Source organism: Streptomyces sp. NPDC029674 (assembly GCF_044903205.1).
Taxonomy (GTDB): Bacteria; Actinomycetota; Actinomycetes; order Streptomycetales; family Streptomycetaceae; genus Streptomyces.
Map to the genome: position 1 here is coordinate 90,962 of NZ_JBJDPY010000005.1, position 20,581 is coordinate 111,542.

24 protein-coding genes are annotated in these 20,581 nt (G+C 73.0%); 11 read left to right on the top strand and 13 right to left on the bottom strand.

Features of this window, described 5'->3' with window-relative positions:
• Positions 1–69 precede the first annotated feature (69 nt).
• Positions 70–696: a YigZ family protein gene (locus tag ACI2L3_RS13870; RefSeq protein ID WP_404752584.1), complete on the bottom strand. Its 627-nt coding sequence runs from the start codon at positions 694–696 to the stop codon at positions 70–72.
• A gap of 161 nt (positions 697–857) precedes the next feature.
• On the opposite strand from ACI2L3_RS13870, the gene ACI2L3_RS13875 reads away from it, so the two are divergent.
• Entirely contained in the window at positions 858–1,511 is a 654-nt protein-coding gene (locus ACI2L3_RS13875; RefSeq protein ID WP_404752897.1) for a 4'-phosphopantetheinyl transferase, read from the top strand.
• A 44-nt stretch (positions 1,512–1,555) separates the two neighbouring features.
• On the opposite strand, the gene ACI2L3_RS13880 is transcribed toward ACI2L3_RS13875, so the two are convergent.
• The 3 genes from ACI2L3_RS13880 to ACI2L3_RS13890 all read right to left on the bottom strand — a co-directional run bounded on the left by ACI2L3_RS13880 (position 1,556) and on the right by ACI2L3_RS13890 (position 4,213).
• Positions 1,556–2,332 (bottom strand): hypothetical protein, encoded by a 777-nt coding sequence (locus tag ACI2L3_RS13880; RefSeq protein WP_404752585.1) that lies wholly within the window; start codon positions 2,330–2,332, stop codon positions 1,556–1,558.
• Between the two features lie 70 nt (positions 2,333–2,402).
• Positions 2,403–3,236, bottom strand: a complete 834-nt coding sequence (locus ACI2L3_RS13885) for an ABC transporter permease (protein WP_404752586.1) — start codon at positions 3,234–3,236, stop codon at positions 2,403–2,405.
• The gene (locus tag ACI2L3_RS13890) at positions 3,233–4,213 is read right to left on the bottom strand and encodes an ATP-binding cassette domain-containing protein (RefSeq protein ID WP_404752587.1); all 981 of its coding nucleotides are present in this window, start codon (positions 4,211–4,213) and stop codon (positions 3,233–3,235) included. The genes ACI2L3_RS13885 and ACI2L3_RS13890 overlap by 4 nt, the downstream gene beginning before the upstream one ends.
• Before the next feature lie 143 nt (positions 4,214–4,356).
• On the opposite strand from ACI2L3_RS13890, the gene ACI2L3_RS13895 reads away from it, so the two are divergent.
• The 4 genes from ACI2L3_RS13895 (at position 4,357) to ACI2L3_RS13910 (ending at position 7,097) form a co-directional block, all read left to right on the top strand.
• Entirely contained in the window at positions 4,357–4,470 is a 114-nt protein-coding gene (locus tag ACI2L3_RS13895; protein WP_365364608.1) for a lasso RiPP family leader peptide-containing protein, read from the top strand.
• Positions 4,471–4,536: 66 nt separating this feature from the next.
• Positions 4,537–6,249, top strand: coding sequence for an asparagine synthase-related protein (locus ACI2L3_RS13900; protein ID WP_404752588.1), 1,713 nt, complete (start codon positions 4,537–4,539; stop codon positions 6,247–6,249).
• Positions 6,250–6,309: 60 nt separating this feature from the next.
• Positions 6,310–6,585, top strand: coding sequence for a PqqD family peptide modification chaperone (locus tag ACI2L3_RS13905; protein WP_365364612.1), 276 nt, complete (start codon positions 6,310–6,312; stop codon positions 6,583–6,585).
• The gene (locus ACI2L3_RS13910; protein WP_404752589.1) at positions 6,582–7,097 is read left to right on the top strand and encodes a lasso peptide biosynthesis B2 protein; all 516 of its coding nucleotides are present in this window, start codon (positions 6,582–6,584) and stop codon (positions 7,095–7,097) included. The genes ACI2L3_RS13905 and ACI2L3_RS13910 overlap by 4 nt, the downstream gene beginning before the upstream one ends.
• 8 nt (positions 7,098–7,105) lie before the next feature.
• Here ACI2L3_RS13910 and ACI2L3_RS13915 read toward each other — a convergent pair whose 3' ends face one another.
• The 3 genes from ACI2L3_RS13915 to ACI2L3_RS13925 are packed head-to-tail and all read right to left on the bottom strand — an operon-like array spanning position 7,106 to position 10,927.
• Positions 7,106–8,734 (bottom strand): amidohydrolase, encoded by a 1,629-nt coding sequence (locus ACI2L3_RS13915; RefSeq protein WP_404752590.1) that lies wholly within the window; start codon positions 8,732–8,734, stop codon positions 7,106–7,108.
• The gene (locus ACI2L3_RS13920) at positions 8,731–10,203 is read right to left on the bottom strand and encodes an APC family permease (protein WP_404752591.1); all 1,473 of its coding nucleotides are present in this window, start codon (positions 10,201–10,203) and stop codon (positions 8,731–8,733) included. Before ACI2L3_RS13920 ends, ACI2L3_RS13915 begins: the two co-directional genes overlap by 4 nt.
• A gap of 4 nt (positions 10,204–10,207) precedes the next feature.
• A complete protein-coding gene (locus tag ACI2L3_RS13925) occupies positions 10,208–10,927 on the bottom strand; it encodes a transcriptional regulator (protein ID WP_404752592.1) in 720 nt (239 codons plus the stop codon).
• A gap of 149 nt (positions 10,928–11,076) precedes the next feature.
• Here ACI2L3_RS13925 and ACI2L3_RS13930 point away from each other — a divergent pair, with 149 nt between their 5' ends.
• Entirely contained in the window at positions 11,077–11,532 is a 456-nt protein-coding gene (locus tag ACI2L3_RS13930) for a tellurite resistance TerB family protein (protein ID WP_404752593.1), read from the top strand.
• Between the two features lie 216 nt (positions 11,533–11,748).
• Here ACI2L3_RS13930 and ACI2L3_RS13935 read toward each other — a convergent pair whose 3' ends face one another.
• Together ACI2L3_RS13935 and ACI2L3_RS13940 are read right to left on the bottom strand one after the other, a co-directional pair.
• Complete coding sequence (locus tag ACI2L3_RS13935; RefSeq protein ID WP_404752594.1) at positions 11,749–12,693, bottom strand: M56 family metallopeptidase; 945 nt, start codon at positions 12,691–12,693, stop codon at positions 11,749–11,751.
• Positions 12,694–12,716: 23 nt separating this feature from the next.
• Positions 12,717–13,133: a BlaI/MecI/CopY family transcriptional regulator gene (locus ACI2L3_RS13940; protein WP_404752595.1), complete on the bottom strand. Its 417-nt coding sequence runs from the start codon at positions 13,131–13,133 to the stop codon at positions 12,717–12,719.
• 150 nt (positions 13,134–13,283) lie between these two features.
• Here ACI2L3_RS13940 and ACI2L3_RS13945 point away from each other — a divergent pair, with 150 nt between their 5' ends.
• The 3 genes from ACI2L3_RS13945 to ACI2L3_RS13955 all read left to right on the top strand — a co-directional run bounded on the left by ACI2L3_RS13945 (position 13,284) and on the right by ACI2L3_RS13955 (position 14,844).
• Positions 13,284–13,859: a TerD family protein gene (locus tag ACI2L3_RS13945; RefSeq protein ID WP_362988564.1), complete on the top strand. Its 576-nt coding sequence runs from the start codon at positions 13,284–13,286 to the stop codon at positions 13,857–13,859.
• 71 nt (positions 13,860–13,930) lie between these two features.
• Positions 13,931–14,338, top strand: a complete 408-nt coding sequence (locus ACI2L3_RS13950) for a CoA-binding protein (protein WP_404752596.1) — start codon at positions 13,931–13,933, stop codon at positions 14,336–14,338.
• A gap of 65 nt (positions 14,339–14,403) precedes the next feature.
• Positions 14,404–14,844: a nitroreductase family deazaflavin-dependent oxidoreductase gene (locus ACI2L3_RS13955; protein WP_404752597.1), complete on the top strand. Its 441-nt coding sequence runs from the start codon at positions 14,404–14,406 to the stop codon at positions 14,842–14,844.
• Between the two features lie 103 nt (positions 14,845–14,947).
• Here ACI2L3_RS13955 and ACI2L3_RS13960 read toward each other — a convergent pair whose 3' ends face one another.
• The 3 genes from ACI2L3_RS13960 to ACI2L3_RS13970 form a co-directional block, all read right to left on the bottom strand.
• Complete coding sequence (locus ACI2L3_RS13960; RefSeq protein WP_404752598.1) at positions 14,948–15,991, bottom strand: LLM class flavin-dependent oxidoreductase; 1,044 nt, start codon at positions 15,989–15,991, stop codon at positions 14,948–14,950.
• The gene (locus ACI2L3_RS13965) at positions 15,991–16,536 is read right to left on the bottom strand and encodes an SRPBCC family protein (protein ID WP_404752599.1); all 546 of its coding nucleotides are present in this window, start codon (positions 16,534–16,536) and stop codon (positions 15,991–15,993) included. Before ACI2L3_RS13965 ends, ACI2L3_RS13960 begins: the two co-directional genes overlap by 1 nt.
• A 114-nt stretch (positions 16,537–16,650) precedes the next feature.
• Complete coding sequence (locus ACI2L3_RS13970) at positions 16,651–17,148, bottom strand: winged helix-turn-helix transcriptional regulator (protein WP_404752600.1); 498 nt, start codon at positions 17,146–17,148, stop codon at positions 16,651–16,653.
• 181 nt (positions 17,149–17,329) lie between these two features.
• Between ACI2L3_RS13970 and ACI2L3_RS13975 the strand changes: the two genes are divergently transcribed.
• A complete protein-coding gene (locus ACI2L3_RS13975; RefSeq protein WP_404752601.1) occupies positions 17,330–18,199 on the top strand; it encodes an AAA family ATPase in 870 nt (289 codons plus the stop codon).
• Between the two features lie 59 nt (positions 18,200–18,258).
• Positions 18,259–19,641 (top strand): VWA domain-containing protein, encoded by a 1,383-nt coding sequence (locus tag ACI2L3_RS13980; protein WP_404752898.1) that lies wholly within the window; start codon positions 18,259–18,261, stop codon positions 19,639–19,641.
• On the opposite strand, the gene ACI2L3_RS13985 is transcribed toward ACI2L3_RS13980, so the two are convergent.
• Positions 19,616–20,575, bottom strand: coding sequence for a tellurite resistance/C4-dicarboxylate transporter family protein (locus tag ACI2L3_RS13985; protein ID WP_404752602.1), 960 nt, complete (start codon positions 20,573–20,575; stop codon positions 19,616–19,618). The two genes, ACI2L3_RS13980 and ACI2L3_RS13985, sit on opposite strands and share 26 nt — an antisense overlap.
• Between the last annotated feature and the right edge of the window lie 6 nt (positions 20,576–20,581).

The following is a 20,581-nucleotide window of genomic DNA, read 5'->3' on the forward strand; positions in this document are numbered from 1 at the left end:
TTCCCGAGACTATCGGGCGGGTCGGACATCACGGATGGCCACTCCCGTAACTCCTCCGCCCCGGACCCGTCAGGCGTCCCCGTACGCCTCTCCCCCGAGTTCGAGGACGGCGCTGCCCGCGGTGGCGTCGGCCAGCCAGCCGCGGAAGGCGTCCACGTCGGCGTCGGGCAGGCCGATCTCGATCGTGACGGCGTCTCCGTAGCGGACGTCGCGCACCTCGCGGCCCGCCGCCCGCAGATCGTTCTGGACCTTGCCCGCGCGCTGGTGGTCGACGGTGACGGTGGCGAGGCGGAAGCGGCGGCGGGTGACGGTGCCGAGGGTGTCCAGTGCCTCGCCGACGGCTCCTCCGTAGGCGCGGATGAGGCCGCCTGCGCCGAGTTTGACCCCTCCGTAGTAGCGGGTCACGACCGCGGCGACGTACCGCATGTCGCGGCGCATCAGCATCTGCAGCATCGGGACGCCCGCGGTGCCGCCGGGCTCGCCGTCGTCGCTCGCCTTCTGCACGGCGGCGTCGGCCCCGATGACGTACGCGAAGCAGTTGTGGCTTGCGGTCGGGTGCTCCTTGCGGATGCGGGCGACGAAGTCCTGGGCCTCCCGCTCGGTGGCCGCGGGTGCCAGGGCGCACAGGAAGCGCGAGCGGTTGATCTCGGTCTCGTGCACGCCCTCGCGGGCCACTGTGCGGTATTCGTCCTGCATCACGCCAGCGTAGGCGCTGCCCGGGGGTCTGCCGTGCCCGGGAGGGGTGGCCAGTGGCATAGGACACAGCCCCGCGTTCCCGCGCGGGCCGCCCGGTACCGTGATCTCTTGTGACGTCACCTTCGACAACCGTGCGCCAAGTCCCCGACCCGGTGGGCCCCTTGGCATCCCTGCTCGCCGGCGTGCCCGTCACCGTCGTCGAGACCCACCACGATCCGGCGGACGCCGTCCTCTTCCCCGAGGAGGCGGCGGTGGTCGCGAACGCGGTGGCCAAGCGGCGCAACGAGTTCACCACCGTGCGGCACTGTGCCCGCACCGCGCTGGCCCGGATCGGGGTGCCGCCCGCGCCGATCCTGCCGGGACACCGGGGCGCGCCCGGGTGGCCGGACGGCGTCGTCGGCAGCATGACGCACTGCGCCGGATACCGCGCGGCGGTCGTGGCCCGCGCGGACGAGGTGACCTCGCTCGGCATCGACGCGGAGCCGGGCGAGCCGCTGCGCGACCCCGACGTCCTGAACCTGGTGGCCGACGAGACGGAGCGTGCCGCGCTCGCCGCGCTCGGTTCCCGCCACCCGGCCACGCCCTGGGACCGGCTGCTCTTCAGCGCGAAGGAATCCGTCTACAAGACGTGGTTCCCGCTCACCGGGCGGTGGCTCGGTTTCGAGGAGGCGCGGGTGGAGCTGGATCCGGGCGGCACGTTCACCGCGCGGCTGCTGGTCGAGGGGCCTGTGGTGGAGGGCGTCGAGCTGAAGGTGTTCTCCGGTCAGTGGGTCGTACGGGACGGGATCGCCGCCACGGCCATCGTGCTGCGCTGACGGCACCCGCGGACCGGTCCCGGCCCCGCCCGTGAGGTCCGCGGTCAGTGCGCCGCGATCTCCTCCCTCGACCTCACGTCGTCATCCGTCAGGATGAGGAACTCCCGCTCCTTCTCGGTGAGCACCTTGAGGAACCCGGGCTCGGCCTGCATCACATATCCCCGCAGGCCCTTGGCGCCGCCCAGCTCGATCCGCTCCAGCGGGACCCACGGGGTGGTGATCGTCGCCGCTCCGAGCAGCATCGCCAGGCCGGTCAGCGCCACGAGGTGCCGAGTGGCCCAGAAGGCGGCCCTTTGCAGCCGGCCACCCGCCTGTACGCCGTAACCGATGCCGAGGACCACTCCGCAGACGCCGACCATGAGCAGCAGCACCCACCAGCTGTGGAACGTCCCGATGTACGCGACGACGGCCACGACCGCGATCAGCAGCAGCATCGCCCCCGCCAGGTCGGGCCGCTCGGCCCGGCGGCCCGCCGCCCGCGCGCGGTTCCTGGCCTCCCGCAGGGCTCGCGCCTCCATGACGAGCCGGAGGACGGCGACCGGCAGGAGGAGCGCGAGGAACAGCACGGAGGCGAACGAGTCGGCCATGACGGTGCCGAGGACGAGGCCGATGGTGTCGTCCAGGTCGAGGGTGTGGAGGACCGCGAAGGCGGTGTGCCAGTCGTAGCCGGACACGGCGAAGAGCCGCAGGAGGAGGAAGGTGAACGCGGCGGTGGTCACCGTGAGCCCCGCGCCCTGCCCGTCCGCCTCCGTCTTTGTCCCGGTCCCGGGCCCGGTCTCGGTTTCCGTCTGCTTCTCCTTCTCGGTCTCGTGAGATGTCATGTGTGCCTGGAGGCCTTCCCTGCAAGGGAGTTCGTGCGCGCGCGTGGCGATCGCGCAGTACGTCCGTCTCTCACTCCAGGCGGCCGAACCGGCGGGCGGCCCACCAGAGCACGGCCAGGCCCAACAGGGCGAGGACCACGATCTCCAGCGCGGCCGGGACCTGCCAGTCCCCCCAGCGCACCCCGTCGGCCGTCGGGCCGCCGGGGGCGTGCCGCTCGATGCTGCGGCGCAGCACGTCCACGGCGTACGCGAGGGGGTTGAGGGCCGTCAGCTGGGCGAGCGGGCCGGGCAGGGCGGTCAGGGGGAAGAACGCTCCGGAGAGGAAGAGCAACGGCATGAGGGCGAGGCTGAGCAGGATGTGGAAGGACTCCACGCTGCGGATGCCGAGAGCGAGCGCAGCCGCCAGGACGGTGAGCACGAACGAGGTCAGGACCATGGTCGCGAGCAGGGTCAGGAGCAGGGCGGGGTCGTAGGGCAGCCCGACGACGCCCGCGGTGGCCAGGAGTACCGCGCCCTGCACGGTGGCTTCCGCCGTGCCGCCCAGGCAGCTGGCGCAGAGGAGGGTGGCGCGGCGTACGGGGGCCATCAGGAGCTCGCGGAGGTAGCCGCTCTCGCGGTCGGTGATCAGCCGCATGCCGACGGTCACCGCCGGGGTCTGCACGGTCATCACCAGGATGCCGGGGAAGAGGTAGGCCCGGTAGTCGCCGCCGACGGCCGTCGCGGGCACCAGGGCGGCCAGGCCGCCGCCGAGGATCAGCAGGAAGAGCAGGGGCTGCACCAGCGTCAGGGCCGTCTGCGCGGGCTGGGCGAGCATGCGCAGCAGGTCACGCAGAACGAGGGCGTGGACGGCGCGCGCTTCCCGTACCAGGGGGGACGCGGCCTCGGTGGCCGGCGGGGCCGTCACCGGCCGCTCCCGGTGATGAGGCGGCCGGTGTGGTGGAAGAAGACGTCGTCCAAGGAGGGTTCCGTGAGCGTGATGGCGTGCACGCGGATGCCGCGGGCGGCCAGGGCGGCGCACAGCCGGGGCACCTGCTGCGCGCCGCCCGCCACGGCGACGGTCAGCCCGCCCGGCCCGGCGGCCGGGCTCAGGGCGAGGTCCTGCCGCAGCACGGCGGCCGCCGCGGCGTCGTCGGCGGTGCGCACGCGCACGTGGTCGTCGCCGATGGCGGCCTTGAGGGCCGCCGGAGTGCCGTGCGTGACGACGCGGCCCCGGTCGAGGATGGCGAGGCGGTCGCAGTGTTCGGCCTCGTCCAAGTAGTGCGTGGTGACGAAGACGGTGGTGCGCCGGTCGGCGCGGAGCCGGGCCAGGTGGTCCCAGATGTGGGCACGGGCGTGCGGGTCCAGGCCGAGGGTGGGTTCGTCGAGGAAGAGCACGGCTGGTTCGTGGAGCAGGGCGCGGGCGATCTCCAGGCGGCGGCGCAGCCCTCCGGAGAGGGTGCGCACGCGGTCCCGGCGGCGCTCGGTGAGCCCGGTGAGTTCCAGGAGTGCCGCACCGCGGGTCCGGGCGAGGGGGCGGGACAGGCCGTACAGGCGGGCGTGGAGATAGAGGCTGCGTTCCACGCTGAGGTTCGGGTCGAGGGCGCTGTGCTGGAAGAGCAGGCCGACACCGCGGCGTACGCGCTGCGGCTCGGTGCGGATGTCGGCGCCGGCCACGCGCGCGTGCCCGGAGGTGGGGCGGGCCAGGGCGCACAGCATCGCGATGGTGGTGGTCTTGCCGGCGCCGTTGGGGCCGAGGAAGGCGAAGGTCTCTCCGGTACGTACGTGGAGGTCGACCCCGCGGACCGCCTCGGTGCCGGGGTAGTGCTTGGTCAGGCCGTGGGCGCAGATCGCGTACGGGCCCGCGTCACCGGCGGGGCAGCCGGTGCGGTCCGCGCCGGTCACCACCGGGTCTCCGGCTCACCTGGTTGCCGCTTTTGACGTGGCACGCTCCACCCCACAAACTGGAAGAAGAGGGAACAAACACCCTATATGTCACATGTCGTCGTTGCGGCGACGACCCGGGAGCAGGAGGAAGGTGAAGCACAATGCGTCTGCGCTACACGCCTCCGAAGATCGTCCGAATCGGGCGGGTGGAGAAGCTGACCGGCCAACTGCGTCGTGGAGTTCCCGACTTGCTCGGCCACGGCAACATCCTCTGACCGACCCCACCTCAGGGCGGAGCCTCATGGGCTCCGCTCCGTTCGTGGGACGAGCCCGGGAGCGCGATGGCCGGCCAGCACTTCGCGGCGTTCCCCGGTTGCTCCGGGCGCGCAGCCGCCCGTCCGAGCACCGTGGACCTCACGCACGTCTCGTTCGACGCCCGCCACGCCGACGGTCGCACCGCCGACGGTGTCCGCCAGTGGCTTCCGGCGGGAGTGAGCACCCAGCCGACCGTCCCGCAACCGGTCCCGAACGCCTGCCTCGCCCTCGCCGGCCCCCTGCCGTACGAGCTGACGTCGGATCAGGTGGAGCGGCTGATACGGGAGACGGAACGCGGCCGGTTCGACGCGCTCCGCCGACTGCCGCCGGAGCTCGCCGGAGCCGTCGTCACCGCCCGGCGCGTCGTCCTCTTCCGCGGCGTGTGCAGCGCCGACCAGCTCTTCTTCCGTACGTCGGACCGTGGGACACAGTGGTCGAGCGACCCCCGCGATCTGCTCGAAGGGCCACCGGAGTTCGCCCCGGAGACGTTGTGGCGCGCCTGTCGCGGCGAGGACGTCTTCGTCTTCCCCGGCATGGAGCGGCTGCTCCCCGGCCACCTCGTCGTCGCGGACGGCCGGACGGCGCGCGACGAGACGTACGACAGCATCAGCCCGCTCCCACTGCCGCGCCGCACCTCCCTGCGCCAGTACGCCGGCATCGCGCAGGAGTTGCTCCTGGAGGAGACCCGCTCCTACGCGTCCGCCGGCCGCATCGGCGTCCTGCTCTCCGGAGGCGTCGATTCGGCCCTCGTGCTCGCCGCGCTCGTCGATCAAGGGGCCGAGGTCACCGCGTACCACATGCGCACCACCGACCCGATCGCCGACGAGTGGCCACGCGCGCGTGAAGTATGCCGACGGCTGTCGGTCCCGCTGGTGACGGTGGACCCACCCGGTGAGGACGAGTCCTACTTCCCGGTCGGGCGCGACCATCCGCTGCCCTTCAACCACGTGTGGTTCCGCCGTCTCGACCTGACGGCCCGACGGATCGCCGACGACGGCGTGCGCACGGTGCTCACCGGCCTCGACGGTGACGTCGTCTTCGGCCCCCTGCGCTACGGCCTCTACGACGTCGCCGTCGCGGACGTCCCGTGGCGCGAACGGTGGGCCATGGCCAACGGCCTGCTCAGCTCCCGGTGGGAACTGAGCAGGATCCTCCGCAGTCTGCACCCCGGCCGCTCCCTCTACGACGACCCCGAAGCGGCCGCCGAGACCGAACGCGCGAGCGACTTCCTCGTCCCCCTTCCCGACGCCGAGGCCGAGCGCTACGAACCGGACTCCGCCGCACAGGAGCACACCCTGAACCTGTCGGTCTGGCGGCCGTACGGCATCCACTGCGCCAAGCCCTGGGGCGGCCGGGAGCTGCGCCGGCTCGCCGCCCGGCTGCCGAACGCCTACCGGGTGATCCCGTACGCCGGCCGGACCATCGACAAGCCCGTGCCGCGCCTCGCCGCCGCCCGCCGGAAGCTTCCCTCCGTCGTGTGGCGGCACTACGGACGGGACTGGCTGGGCTCGCCGGACGAGACGTGGTGCCTGCGCCATCCGGACGCCGTGGGCGACGTACTGGGCGGGCCCGACGCCCTGTTGCCCGCCCTGGGCGTCGTGGATCCGCGCCGCCTGGCCGCCGTCCTCGACGACCCGCGCGCGTTGCGCCGCAACGCGGAGAACTTGCTGTGCACGGCGATGGTCGAGCTGTTCCTGCGCGACCTGACGCACAAGCTCGGCCCGGTGCCGAGGGAGTGAGCGCCCCCGCGCCACGTGCCCTGACGGCCACCGTGGCCGGCTTCGTGAAAGGAGACCGAGATGCCGCTGATCCAACTGGCCGAGCAGACCGTCTTCGACCCCGCCGACGGTACGGGGGTCCTCCTCGACACCGCCGACGGCGTCTACTTCGAGCTGAACCCCACAGCGACCCTCATGCTGGAGACGGCCCTGCGCTGCGAGACGTACGACGAGGCCGTCCGCGACCTCACCGAGCGCATCGACGCCGCCGACGGCGAACTGCGGGAGGGCATCAGGTCACTCGCCGCCCAGCTCGCCGAGAGCCGCCTCGCCGGACCCGGTGACGTGCCGTCATGACGGCCCCGACGACGAAGCCGCCGGTGACCGCCGACTGGGCCTTCCTGCTCTGGGGCGACGACGCGGCCGGGCCCCTGCCGCGCACTCCCCTCCCGGTCCGGGTGGCCGCCGCCTCGCGCACGGCAGGGGCACTGTGGACCCTGAAGAGGCACGGCTGGGGCACGGCGCAGTCCCGGCTGCGCGACCTGCACGTGCCCGCGGGCGCCCACCGCGACCTGCCGGAGGCGACGGCGATCCGCCTCGCCCGCCGCGACCTGCCGCACTGCCAGCTCGTCGTACGCCTGCTGGCTCCCGACGCGCTCTGTCTGGCCAGGTCGTTCGCGCTGGCCGTCCATCTGTCGGCGCTCGGGCTGCCGGCCGAGACCGTCATCGCCCGGCAGCGTTCGTCGATCGGCGCGCGGTTCGCCTTCCACTCCTGGACCGAGCTGCACGGCGAGGTCCTCAACGACGTGCCGGGCGTCCAGAGCGGCCACACGGTCCTCCAAAGGGTGGGGTGCGCCGCCCTCCGGTGAGGGTCACATCACTCCCCCGCGGAGGCCGCTCTGTACGTGGGCCGGCCGGCCAGCCACGTACCCAGCACGCGCGCGTGGCGGATGTCCATCGGATCGCCCGCGCGTGGATCGGCGGAGAGCAGGACCAGGTCGGCGGGGGCTCCGGGGGCGAGCGTCAGGCGGTCGTCGGCGCCCGCCTGGTGGGCGACACCGGTCGTGGCCGCCGTCAGCGCCTGGTCGACGGTGAGCCGCTGGTGCGGCAGCCAGCCGCCGGCCGGCTCGCCCGTGAACGTACGCCTGGTGACGGCTACTTGGATGCCCTCCAGCGGGACGTGCGAGCTGACGGGCCAGTCGCTGCCGAAGGACAGGCGCACTCCGTCGCGTGCCAGCTCGCCCATGGGGTACTGGAGCGCGGCCCGCCGCGTGCCGATCCGCGGGACGGACAGCTCGGTCTGGAGCGGGTCCGGCTGCGCCCACAGCGGCTCGAAGTTGGCGATGACGCCGAGCGCGGCGAAGCGTGGCAGGTCGGCGGGGTCGACGAGCTGGACGTGGGTGATGACCGGGCGCCGGTCCCAGGCCGGATTGGCCTCGACTGCCGACTCGACGGCGTCGAGGGCCGCGCGCACGCCCGCGTCGCCGATGGCGTGGATGTGCGTCCGGAATCCCTCGGCGTCGAAGGCCCGTACGGCTTCGGCGAGGGCGCTCGGTTCCCACACCGGCATGCCGCAGCTGTGCGGCGCGTCCACGTAGGGGTCGAGCAGGGCGGCCGTGCCGCCCTCGATGACACCGTCGCTGAAGAACTTCACTGTCCGCGCGGTCAGCAACTCCCCGCCGTCGTCGGCCACGCGCGCGCGGGTGGCGGCGAACGGCCCGAGCTGCTCGCGCCAGCGGTCGGGGTCGGCGCGCTGGGCCAGATCGACACGCACGGTGAGAGCGTCACGCCGGGCTGCGGCGAGATAGGCGTCGGCCATCTCCGGTTCGACCCAGGCGTCCTGGACCCAGGTGATGCCCGCGCGCGCGTACGCGTGACCGGCTCGGCGCACGGCCTCCACCAGTTCGTCGACCGCGCGCGAGGGCACTTGGTCGAGCACGAGATCGCAGGCGTGCCACTCGCGGAGTGTGCCCAGGGGCGTGCCGTCCGCGCGGCGCACGATCCAGCCGAGGCGCGGCTCCGGAGTCGTCTCCGTCACCCCCGCCCTGCGCAGTGCCTCGGTGTTGCACCACACGGTGTGGTAGTCGTGGGCGCGCAGCACGATGGGCCGGTCCGCCACCGCGGCGTCCAGCCAGCGCGCGTCGAACTCGCCGCCGGGCGCGAGCGCGGGGTCGTAGGAGGCGCCGACGATCCACTCCGTATCCGGGTGTTCCTTCGCCCAGCGCCCCACTTCGGAGACGATCGCGTCGACCGAGCCGAGCTCCTTGATCTGCGGCCCGAAGCTCTCCAGGCCGCCGAAGAGCGGGTGTGCGTGCCCGTCTCCGAAGGCGGCCATCAGCAGTCCGCCGCCGATGTCGACCACCTCGTGCGCGGTGGGGGCGAGTGCGCGGGCGTCATCACCGAGGGCGACGATCCGGCCGTCACGCACGGCGAGCGCCGTGGTGTCCCCGTCACCGTTATCGGTGCGGACCGTGCCGAGGAAGACGAGGGTGGTGGTCTCCGTCATGCCGTCACCGACTCCTCGCGTTCGGCGTCCACCGTCGTCAGCCGCTCGTACGCCGCTGGATCGCGCCGCCGGAGTCGCAGCGCCAGCGCCGTCCCGGCCACGAACAGCACCGGCAGCGGCGCGATCAGCGCCGCGTTCACCCCGGCCGTGGCGCCGGTGAGCAGATCGAGGTGGACGCAGACGAGGACGATCATGACGACGAGTCCCGCGCAGGCGACGAGCGGCGCGGCGACGACCCGCCAGGCCGGCACGGCACGCCGGTCCTTGCGGAAGAAGCCGTACACGGCGAGCGCGGCGAGGGCCTGCATGAGCATCACGCCGACGATGCCGGAACCGTTGCTCCACAAGAAGGTGACCGTGTACGGGTCGGCTCCGCCGAGCACGGTCACGACCAGCACGGCCAGCGCGATGACCGACTGCGTGACGACCGCGACGGCCGGCGCCCGTGTCCTCGCGGAGACCGTGCCGAGGCGCGCGGGCAGCAGGCCCTCCCTGCCGAGGGCGTAGAAGTAGCGGGCGGCGCAGTTGTGGAAGGCGAGGGTGGCGGCGAAGGCGCTGGTGATGATCAGCACGTGCATGGAGTCGGCCGCCCAGGCCCCGGCGAACCGTTCGGTGGCCGCGAACACCATGTCGGCGCCGTCGTCCCCGTTCGCGACCGCCTGGGCGCGGTCGGCTCCGTACGCGTTGACGATCGTCCAGACGGTGAAGGTGTAGAAGAGCGCGAGGAACCCCACCGCGAAGTAGGTGGCGCGGGGCACGGTCCGCTCGGGGTGCCGCGCCTCCTCGGCGTAGATCGCGGTCGCTTCGAAGCCGATGAACGCGCCGATGGCGAGGACGAACATGCCGCTCATCCCGGACTCCCCGAGGCGGGCGGGTGAGAGCGCGCCGGGATCGAGGCCCTGCGGGCCGCCGCCGTGCGCGAGGACGCCCGCTTCGAGGACGAGCAGCACGAGGACTTCCAGGACGAGCGCGGCGCCGAGGACCTTGGCGCTGAGCGTGACCTTGAGGTAGCCGAGCACTCCGATGGCGACGAGCCCGGCCGCCGCCCAGATCCACCAGGCCACCCGGATCCCCGTGAGGTCCGCGAAGCCGGATTCGGTGAACCAGCCGAAGGCGGCGAGCAGTCCGACCTCGATCGCGTTGTACGAGAAGAGCGCGACGTACGCGGCCCCCGCCCCCGCCGGGCGGCCCAGCCCCCGCCCGATGTACGCGTAGAACGCGCCCGCGTTGCGCACGAACCGGCTCATCGCCGTGAACCCCGCGGCGAACACGGTGAGCAGCACCCCGGCGAGCAGATAGCCGAGCGGTGCCGCGTCCCCGGCCATGCCGATGGCCAGCGGGGCCACGCCCGCCATGACGGTGAGCGGCGCGGCGGCGGCCACGACGAAGAACACGAGGCCGCCGGTGCCGATGGCGCCGTCGGTGAGGCCTCCGCCGGGGAGGTCGCGCGCGGGCGGTGCGTCCAGCACGGTGTCACCGGCCCCGCGTCGCGGCGTCGACGTCGCCGTCGGCAGCCCCGTCGGCGTCGGCGTCCCCCTCCGCGAGGGTCTGCCAGAACATCTCCTCGTAGCGCGCGAGGAGGCGGCCGTAGCGCAGATGGACCGCCGTGACCTGTCCCCGGTCGAGGCCGGCCTGCACCGCGGCCAGTGCCTGCCGGTCGAGGTCCGGCGCGGGCTCCGCGAAGAGGTCGAAGAACCCGCAGGCCTCGTCGGTGAAGCCGTAGTGGTCGCGCAGCGCGCGGGCGATGGTGGCGCAACAGGCGCCCCATGCGGCGAAGTTGGCGGTGAGGGCGAGGACGACGTCGGCCGGTTCGCCGTTCAGGGCGAGCCACGCCACGTACGCGGGATAGGCCTGGCAGCCCGGCTGCGGTTCGTACGTCGCCGCCTCGGTCCTGCTCACCCCGCAGGCGTCGAGCAGCGGGGCGAGCCGCTCCCGGGCGAGGCTCTCGCCGTCGGCGAGGGTGTCGAAGAAGGCGGCTGACTCGAGGTCCTTGGCCTCGGCCGCCCGCCTGGTCAGGAGCTGGAAGGAGCGCCGGTCGGCGGGGATCACGTGCCGCTGCTCCAGTGCGAGGACGGCGATCGTGCGCGCCCGTGCCCGGCCGTCGGCGACGCGCGGCACGAGCGGATTGGCGGCGGGGTCGGGGACGAGGCGGGCGGCCGTGGTCCGCAGGAGCTCATGTGCCGTCGGAGTCATCACGCGCACCTTCCGCTGGGCGGGAACTTCTCGGCCCGGCTGCTAGTTTCTACTCTGTTGTAGAAATTGGCGGGGGCCCGGACTTGCGCGCAGCGTACCGGGACCGCGCCGGACACCCCTGATACATCGATACGTTTATGGAGTTCCCCATGGCCCTGTGGGACCGCGTCAAAGAGTCCGCGTCGACGATGCAGACCCAGCTGATGGCGAAGAAGAACGACCTCAAGAGCGGCGCCTTCCGCGACGCCAGCATGGCCATGTGCGCCCTGGTGGCGGCCGCGGACGGCACCGTCGACCCGTCCGAGCGCCACCGCGTCGCCCAGCTCATCGGGACGAACGAGGTGTTGCAGAACTTCCCCGCGGACGACCTGCGCCGCCGCTTCGACGAGTACGTGGACAAGCTGACCGCCGACTTCGCGTTCGGCAAGGTGAGCGTCCTCCAGGAGGTCGCCAAGGCGAAGAAGAAGCCCGCGGAGGCCCGCGCGGTGATCCAGATCGGCATCGTGATCGGCGGCGCCGACGGCGACTTCGACAAGGACGAGCAGGCCGTGGTGCGCGAGGCGTGCTTCGCGCTCGACCTGCCGCCGCACGAGTTCGACCTCTAGGACGTGTCTTTTGGATCGGTCCGGACAGCCCGCGGCGTCTGGTGCGGTGCATCGCAAGGCGGAGCATCGCCCGCGGACCGGGTGTCCGTGGGTGATGCGACAACGCCGCGAGGCGCCGTGCCAGGCGTCGCGGGCCCGGGCTGATCCGAAAGACACGCCCTGGCCACCCCCTGCCGGACCGGCCCCCGGGGCCGGTCCGCTCGTGGCGGCCGGGGCTCAGAGCGGCGTGGCCGCCCGCAGGATGAGGACCATCGTCACGGCGGCGTTCGCCGAGGACATCGCGGACACGGCGGTGCCGAACGCCGCGGACCACAGCGCGAGTCCCACCGCCGTGAACACGGAATGGCGGGTGCGGGCGGACGGCGCGGGGGCGAGGAGCGCGGCGACGCGGCGCGGTACGGGGCCCGGTACCGGACCGGGCGCCGCGAGACCCGCGAAGGTCGGTGCGGGCACGCCCTTGGAGACCATGGCCGCCTTGCCGATCGCACGGGCGACGGCCTTGCGGTCCCGCACCGCGCCGGCCGCCGCCTCGTCCGCCCACCGCTCGGCGGCGTAGGCGACGGAGGTCCGCAGCGGCCGCAGGAAGGGGTTCGCGCGGGCTGCCAACTGCGTGACGAGCAGGTGCCGGTGGTGCCGTGCGGAGAGGTGGGCCCGCTCGTGGGCGAACAGCGCGCGGCGCTCCGGGGACGCGAGCCGGGACAGCATGCCGGTGGTGACCACGACCCGGCCGCCGGCGCGGGTCGGCAGGGCGTAGGCGTACGACGCCTCGTCGGCGAGGACGGCGACGGAGCCGCCACGCAGCCCTTCGAGGGCGCGGCGCCCGCGGCGTCGTACGCGCGCGTGCCGCCACAGTGTGCGTGCACATGCCGCACACACGGCGAGCAGCGCGGGGATCGCGACCTTCCCGGCGACCTCGTCGTAGGGAACGGCCGCGCGCACCTCGGGGTCGGACCAGCCGTCCGGCAGCGGGTTGCCCGGGAGTTGGGCGGTGCCGACGACCATCAGGAGCGCCAGACAGAGCGTGCTGCACACGGCCATCACGCCGGCGACGGCGGTGAGCAGCCGGGTCGCGGTGCGCGGGTGGAGGTGCTGCTCGGCGAGGCGGGCGATCGGCCACGCGGTCAGCGGCAGCACGAGGGGCAGGAAGACGAAGACGCCCATCAGTGGAGAACCCCCATCGGGCGTCAGTCGTCGGCCTCGGCGCCCGCCTGCCCGAGCAGCCCGCGCAGGAGCTCCTCGTCGTCGGGCGTGAGCGTCGTCACGAAGCTGGCGAGCACGGCCTCCCGGTCGCTCTCGCCGTCGAGCACCTTGCGCATGCGGAACGCGGCGAGTCCGGCCTCGTCCGACGCGGGCGTCCACGCGAACGACCGGCCCGCGCGCTCGCGGGTGACCACGTCCTTCGCGAGGAGGCGGGTCAGGATCGTCATGACGGTCGTGTACGCGAGGTCGCCGCCGATCCGCTCCTGCACCCAGGCCGCGCTGACGGGCCCGCGCGCGGCGTGCAGCGCGGCGAGGACCTGCGACTCCAGTTCGCCCTGCGCGCGGCGGCGCAGCCGCGGCTGCCGCTCGTCGCGCCCCTCGTGCTCGTCGGCATGGCTCATGCCCGGGATCCCTCCAGCCTCTGTGTGCTCCACGGCGGACGGGGAGCGCCCTATCGTAACGGGGCACCGCCGCACGACCCACTTCTACACTCCTGTAGATTTCGGGGAGCCAGACACCGGATTCCAGCACTCGGACCGTAGGAGGACATCGTGGGAGTTTCCCTGGCCAAGGGCGGCAACGTCTCGCTCAGCAAGGAGGCCCCTGGCCTCACCGCCGTACTGGTCGGCCTCGGCTGGGATGTGCGCACCACGACCGGCACGGACTACGACCTCGACGCCAGCGCGCTGCTCTGCGACGACTCCGGCAAGGTCGTCTCCGACCAGCACTTCGTCTTCTACAACAACCTGACGAGCCCAGACGGCTCCGTCGAGCACACCGGCGACAACCTCACCGGTGAGGGCGAGGGCGACGACGAGGCCGTGAAGGTGAACCTCGCGCAGGTCCCCGCCGACATCTCGAAGATCGTCTTCCCGGTGTCGATCCACGACGCCGAGAACCGCGGCCAGAGCTTCGGCCAGGTCCGCAACGCGTTCATCCGCGTGGTGAACCAGGCGGACGGCGTGGAGATCGCCCGCTACGACCTGTCGGAGGACGCCTCCACGGAGACCGCCATGGTCTTCGGCGAGCTCTACCGACACGGCGCGGAGTGGAAATTCCGTGCGGTCGGCCAGGGTTATGCCAGTGGGCTGCGCGGCATCGCGACGGACTTCGGCGTGAACGTCTGACCGAGCGCGGCCCTGACGGCATCCGGCCACGCCCTTACGGCGTCCGGCCGCGACCCTTGAGGAGGCAGGTCATGTACGGCGACCGGAAGACGGTGCGCAAGATCCTGACGGAGCTCGGCGACACCTGGGCCGTCGTGGGCCTGTCCAACAACCGCGACCGTGCGGCGTACGGCGTCGCGGCCGTCCTGCAGCGCTTCGGCAAGCGGGTCGTGCCGATCCACCCCAAGGCGGAGACGGTCCTCGGCGAGCAGGGATACGCCTCCCTGTCCGCCGTGCCGTTCCCGGTCGACGTGGTGGACGTGTTCGTCAACAGCGCGCTGGCCGGCCAGGTCGCCGACGACGCGGTCGCCGCCGGTGCGCGGGCGGTCTGGTTCCAGCTCGGCGTGGTCGACGAGGCGGCGTACGACAGGACGCGCGCGGCGGGCCTGGACATGGTCATGGACCGCTGCCCCGCCATCGAGATCCCGCAACTGCGCTAGCCCGGCCCGCTCGTCGCAACGGCCGGGGCGGGAACAGTCCGCAGGGCCCGGCCGTTGAAGCGGGTATGCCTCTGAATGGTGAATACGAGCCGGGTACGTGGGACTGGGCGAGCAAGCAGGCCGAGCTGTACGAGAGCTCCGGTGGAACCGACGGGACGACCATGCAGGGAAAGCCGGTCATCCTGCTGACCTCGGTCGGCGCCAAGAGCGGGAAGCTCCGCAAGAACCCCTTGATGCGCGTCGAACACGCCGGGGAGTACGCGGTGGTCGCGTCGAAGGGCGGCGACCCGGCGAACCCGTCCTGGTACCACAATCTGATCGCGCACCCGCACGTGGAGCTGCAGGACGGCCCGGTGAAGAAGGACTACCGCGCCCGGGTCGCCTCCGGTGAGGAGCGGCGGCTGTGGTGGGAGCGGGCGGTCGCGGTCTGGCCGGCGTACGACGAGTACCAGAAGAAGACGGACCGGGAGATCCCGCTCTTCGTCCTGACCCCTTTCGAGTCCTGATCCCTCTCCAGCTCTGAACGCCTGAGCCGGTTCCGGGTCCACCGCGCCTCCTGGCAGGTTCGGCGGGCCCGGGCAGGTCCGGCCTGGCGAGCGGGCGGGCGGCTCACCCCTCCCGTACGAGCTCGATCGCCCGCCCCAGCGTGTCGAGCCGCGCCGCCAGTGTGTCGCCCGCCGGATAGAGGCGGACCGTGTCGACTCCCGCGGCGCGCCAGACCCGCAGCCGTTCGCGCACCATCTCCTCGGTGCCGATCAGAGTGGTCGCGAGCACCATCTCGTCGGTCACGAGACCGGCCGCGCCGTCCCGGTCACCCGCCTGCCAGCGCTCTCGGACCTCCGCTGCGACCTCGGCCCAGCCCTGCCTGCTGTAGGCGCCGTTGTAGAAGTTGGTGGTGGCGGAGCCCATCCCGCCGAGGGAGAAGGCGAGTTCCTTCTTGCGTCCCGCGACCATCGCGCGCAGGGCGTCCTCGTCGTCCGCGAACGCCACTTCGGCGCCCTGGCAGATGTCGAGGTCGGCGCGGGTGCGGCCGGCCGCGGCGAGACCCGCGTCCAAGTGGTCGAAGTAGGCCCCCTTGGCGCCTTCCGGCACGAAGCTCGTGCCGAGCCAGCCGTCCGCGACCTCCCCCGTGAGGCGGAGCATCTTCGGGGAGAGAGTGGCGAGGTAGATCGGCAGGTCGTGCTCGGCGCGCAGCGAGAGGCGCATGGGCCGGGCATCGCCGCCGGGCAGCGGGACGGTGAACTCCCGCCCCGCGTACACGATCTTCTCGCCGGAGGCCGCCCGCCGGACGATGTCGACGGTCTCCCGCATCCGGGAGAGCGGGCGCGCGAACGGCACGCCGTGCAGGCCCTCGATCACCTGCGGCCCCGAAGGGCCGAGGCCCAGCAGGAAGCGCCCTTCGGAGATCTGCGAGAGCGTGAGGGCCGCCCGGGCGATGGCGACCGGGCTGCGGGTGCCGAGCTGGATGATGCCCGAGCCGAGCAGCATCCGTTCCGTGCGGGCCGCCAAGTAGCCGATCGGGGACGGCGCTTCGGAGCCCCAGGCCTCCGCCACCCAGCAGATGTCCATGCCCAGCTTCTCGGCCTCGGTGACGAAGTCGACCGTCTCCCGCCAGTCCGCCCCGGACGCCTCGATCGTCGTCGACGTACGCATCAGGCGTGCGCCCCTTCCGCGGTCGGCGCGCCGGCCGTGCCCTCGGCCAGCGCCTTGATCGCGTCGACCGTGGCGGTCATGCTCCGCTCGAACTCCCTCAGCCGTACGAACACGATCTTCTGCTCCTTCTCCGGCATCCGCTCGATCGCGTGGCTGAGCCCCGAGCGGCCGGGGCCGAGGCGCATCCACTGCGTCAGGAGGGTGCCTCCGTCGTCCTGCGCCGCGAGGCCGAACCGCCACAGGGCGCTGGGGTGTTCGGGGTCGTTCACCGCCCACGCGAACTCGCGCGGCGCCTCGCACGCCACGACGTACGACGTGGTCTCCCACTCCCCCAGCGACGCGTGCCTGCTGCGCCCGGTGAACCGCGCGCCGAGCGCGGGGCCGGCCGCTCCGTCCAGCCACGCGACCGACTGCAACTCCGCGCTCAGCGTGGGCAGCAGACCGATGTCGGAGACGAGCTCCCACACCCGCTCCGGTGACGCGGCGATCCGCCCGCACACCTCGACCGTCGGCCCGTCCCCGTAACGCGCACCTGTCCACTCCATCGAAGACCGCCCTCCAAGTCGTCTCTGAGCTTGAGAGTTGCGTAGATGAACTCACTCGTCAAGGGTCGGCGGCCGAGGGGCGAGCACTGTCGTACGCCCTGGAGTGCGGTGCCGTCAGCGGTTGAAGCGTGCCTGGACGTCCGGGCGTTCGGCGAGCCGGGGCGGGTAACCGGGGCCGAGCCGCGGGCTCGTGTTCGCGGCCGTCATCGGTTCCTTGCAGTCGGCGCAGACGACCTCGGCGTGGCTGTCGTGGCCGCAGCGGTCGTGGTGGAACACCACCGGTGCGCCTTCCTCGCCGCTCAGCCAGCGGTCGCCCCAGCTGTTCATGGCGGCGAGGACGCCGAAGAAATCGCGGCCCTTCTCGGTGAGCACGTAGTCGTGGCGCACCGGGTCGCGCTGGTAGGCCCGCTTCTCCAGGAGCCCTTCGTCGACGAGGCGGCGGAGCCGGTCGGTCAGGGTGTTGCGGGCGATGCCGAGCTCCCGCTGGAAGGCGTCGAAGCGCTTGATGCCGTAGAACGCCTCGCGCAGGACGAGCGGGGTCCACCAGTCGCCGAGCAGGTCCATCGTGCGGGCGATGGAGCACGGCCAGTTCGCAAAGGAAGTCCGCCTCATGACGCCAGCATACGAAGGCCGGTCTCAGCATGAGACCCAGCAGGGAGGGACCGCGCCCGGGGAGTGACGTTCGACGCAAAAGGCGCCCGCCTGTTGTGGCCGGACGGCCGGAACTGATCGGGTACGGGGACCGGGACCCGGGCGACGCTCCGGTCGGGACGAGCAGTCAGGAGAACTCCCCATGACGACCGGGTACTTCACCTCCGTCGACGACGTCTCGGCGCGCCTGGCCACGACCGGCTACCTGGCCTCCCCCGCCGTCGCCACGACCGTGTTCCTGGCGGACCGGCTCGGCAAGCCGCTGCTCGTGGAGGGCCCGGCCGGCGTGGGCAAGACGGAGCTGGCGAAGGCCGTCGCCGAGGTCGCGGGCGCCCGGCTCGTGCGGCTGCAGTGCTACGAGGGTGTCGACGAGTCGCGCGCGCTGTACGAGTGGAACCACGCCAAGCAGCTGCTGCGCATCACCGCGGGCCGCGACGAGTCGTGGGACGAGACACGCACCGACATCTTCAGCGAGGAGTTCCTGCTCCCGCGCCCGCTGCTCACGGCGATCCGCGGCGCCGAGCCGAAGGTCCTGCTGATCGACGAGACGGACAAGGCCGACGTCGAGGTCGAGGGGCTGCTCCTCGAAGTCCTCAGCGACTTCCAGGTCACGGTGCCGGAGCTGGGCACGGTCAGCGCCGAGCGCCGCCCGTTCGTCGTCCTCACCTCGAACGCGAGCCGCGAGCTGTCCGAGGCGCTGCGCCGCCGCTGTCTGTTCCTCCACATCGGCTTCCCCGCTGAGGAGCTGGAGCGGCGCATCGTCCGGATGAAGGTGCCGGGGCTCGACGAGGTGCTGGCCGCGTCGGTGGTGCGGGTGGTGGGCGCGCTGCGCGCGATGGACCTGCGCAAGGTGCCGTCGGTCGCGGAGACCATCGACTGGGCGCGCACGCTGCTCGCGCTCGGCGCCGACACGCTGGACGAGACCGTCGTGCGCGACAGCCTCGGCGTCGTCCTCAAGCACCAGGACGACGTGCTGAAGGCCGCCGCCAAGCTGGACCTGGACGCCGTGTGACGGCCCCGCCGACCGCGGGCGGGCCCGGCTCCCCCGGCCCCGGCTCCCCTGCCTCCGGCATCACCGGCCGCCTCACCGGTCTCGTCGGCACCCTCCGCTCGCACGGGCTGCGCATCGGCCCTGGTGAGACCGTCGACGCCGCGGCCGCCCTGGAGGCGCTCGGCCTCGCCGACCGGGAGCGGGTCAGGGAGGGGCTCGCCGCCGCGCTGCTGCACCGGGAGGACCAGCGCGCGGTCTTCGACCCCGTCTTCGACCTGTACTTTCCGCTGGGGGTCGGTGCGCCGGACGGCGGGAGCGACCGCGTGCGCGAGGGCGGAGACGCCGAACGGGACGCGTTGCGGGAACGGCTCGTCGCCGCGCTCGCCGCCGACGACCAGGCGTTGCTCGGCCAGTTGGCGGGTGAGGCGGTGGACGGCTTCGGCGGTTACGGCTCCTCCTCGTCGGGTGCGGACGGCTGGTCGTCGTACCAGACGCTGAGCAGGCTGCGGCCGGAGACGCTGCTCACCCGTGTCCTCGCGGCCCTGCGCGCGGGCTCCACCGGGCAGGACACCGGCGAGGCCACGTTCACGGACCGCCTGGAGGCCGACGAGGTGCGGCGCCGCATCGAGGGGTTCCGCGAGCGTGTCCGCACCGAGGCGCGGCGCCGGGTCGCCGAGCGGCGCGGCACGGAGGAGATCGCCCGCCGCGCCGTGGCGACCACCGCGGACCGCGTCGATTTCCTCCTCGCGGGCCGCGCGCACCTGGACGAGCTCCGCCGGGCGGTGCATCCGTTGGCACGCAAGCTCGCGACCCGCCTTGCCGCCCGGCGCAGGCGGGCCGCAAACGGCAGCATCGACCTGCGCCGCACCCTGCGCGGTTCGCTGTCGACAGGCGGCGTGCCGATGCGTCCCGTGCTGCGCCGGCGCCGCCCGGCCCGCCCCGAGCTGGTGCTGCTGTGCGATGTGTCCGGTTCGGTGGCAGGCTTCGCGAACTTCACGATGCTGCTGGTCCAGGCGTTGCACGACCAGTTCAGCAAGGTGCGCGTGTTCGCCTTCGTCAACCGTGTGGACGAGGTGACGGGCCTGGTCGCGAGCGGCGCCGCCGACCCGGGCGGCCTGGGCGCCCGGATCCTCGGGCAGGCCACGGTGACCGGATGGCACGGGAGCAGCGACTACGGCACCTCCCTGGGCGAGTTCGCCGAGCGGTACCCCGACGCGGTCGGCCCGCGCTCCACGGTCTTCGTCCTCGGCGACGCCCGGACGAACATGAGCGATCCGAACCTGCCCGCGCTGCGGCACATCGCGGAGCGGGCCCGCCGGGTGTACTGGCTCAACCCGGAAGGGCGCGCGCAGTGGTCGACCGGGGACTCGGCGGCGGACGCGTACGCCGAACTGGTCGAGATGTACGAGTGCCGCAACGCGCGGCAGCTCAGCGCGCTCATCGCCCGTCTGCTGCCCGTCTGACCATCCCCGCGAACACGCACAGCCAGACCGCCACCGCGATCCACAGCAGCACTCTGCCCGGCGCGTCGAGCCAGCCGATGCCCGCCGCCGCGCCGGCCGAGAGCGTGGCGACGGCCGTCATGCCCATCGGGAAGACCGTGGCCCAGCGCCGCACGTCGTAGCGCGGCCGCGGCCAGCGCACCTCGGCGACCAGCAGGACGAGGTACCAGGCGAGGTCCAGCGCGAGGACGATCAGCGTCACCGTGCGCAGGACGTCGTGCCAGGCTCCGGTGAACAGGGGCGCGGCCACGAGCTTCGCCCCGGCCAGCGCCGAGATCGCCAGGGCACCGCTCGCCACCCACTGGTCACCGGCCCCCGTACGCAGGTTCGCGAGGTCGAACCGGACGAAGGCCGCCCCGTACAGCGCCAGGCCCAGGCAGAAGAAGACGAGCGCGACGCCGGAGAGCGGGCGCGCGGGCAGGGCGACGGCCAGGGTGCCGCACAGCACGGCGATCCCCTGCGTGGCGACGCAGACGAGAAAGACCGCGCCCGGCATGCGGTGCCCCCAGTGCCGCAGGACAGCGGGCAGCAGGACCGGCCAGAGGACGGCGGCGATCACCAGCAGGGTCACGGCGAGCGGCTGCCGGCCGAGGAGCGACAGGCGGGTGCCCAGCACGCAGGTCGCGGCGACGGCGGTGAGCGCTGGCGGTGTGTCCGCCTCCGCCCTCCATCGGGAGCGCTGCCGGGCGAGGCGGACCGTGAAGTCCGCGGCGAGCGCGAGCCAGGCGACGGCGGCAAGGGCCAGTGCCACGCGGGAGAGGGTCTCGTGGCCGAGGAGGTGCAGGCCGACGGAGATGATCCCGGTGGCCATCACCGCGGATCCGGCCGCGGGCGGCAGCCCCGTCCACCAGGCGGTGAACCGGGCCCGGCGCGTCATCGGCACAGTGGGCGTCATGGCCCC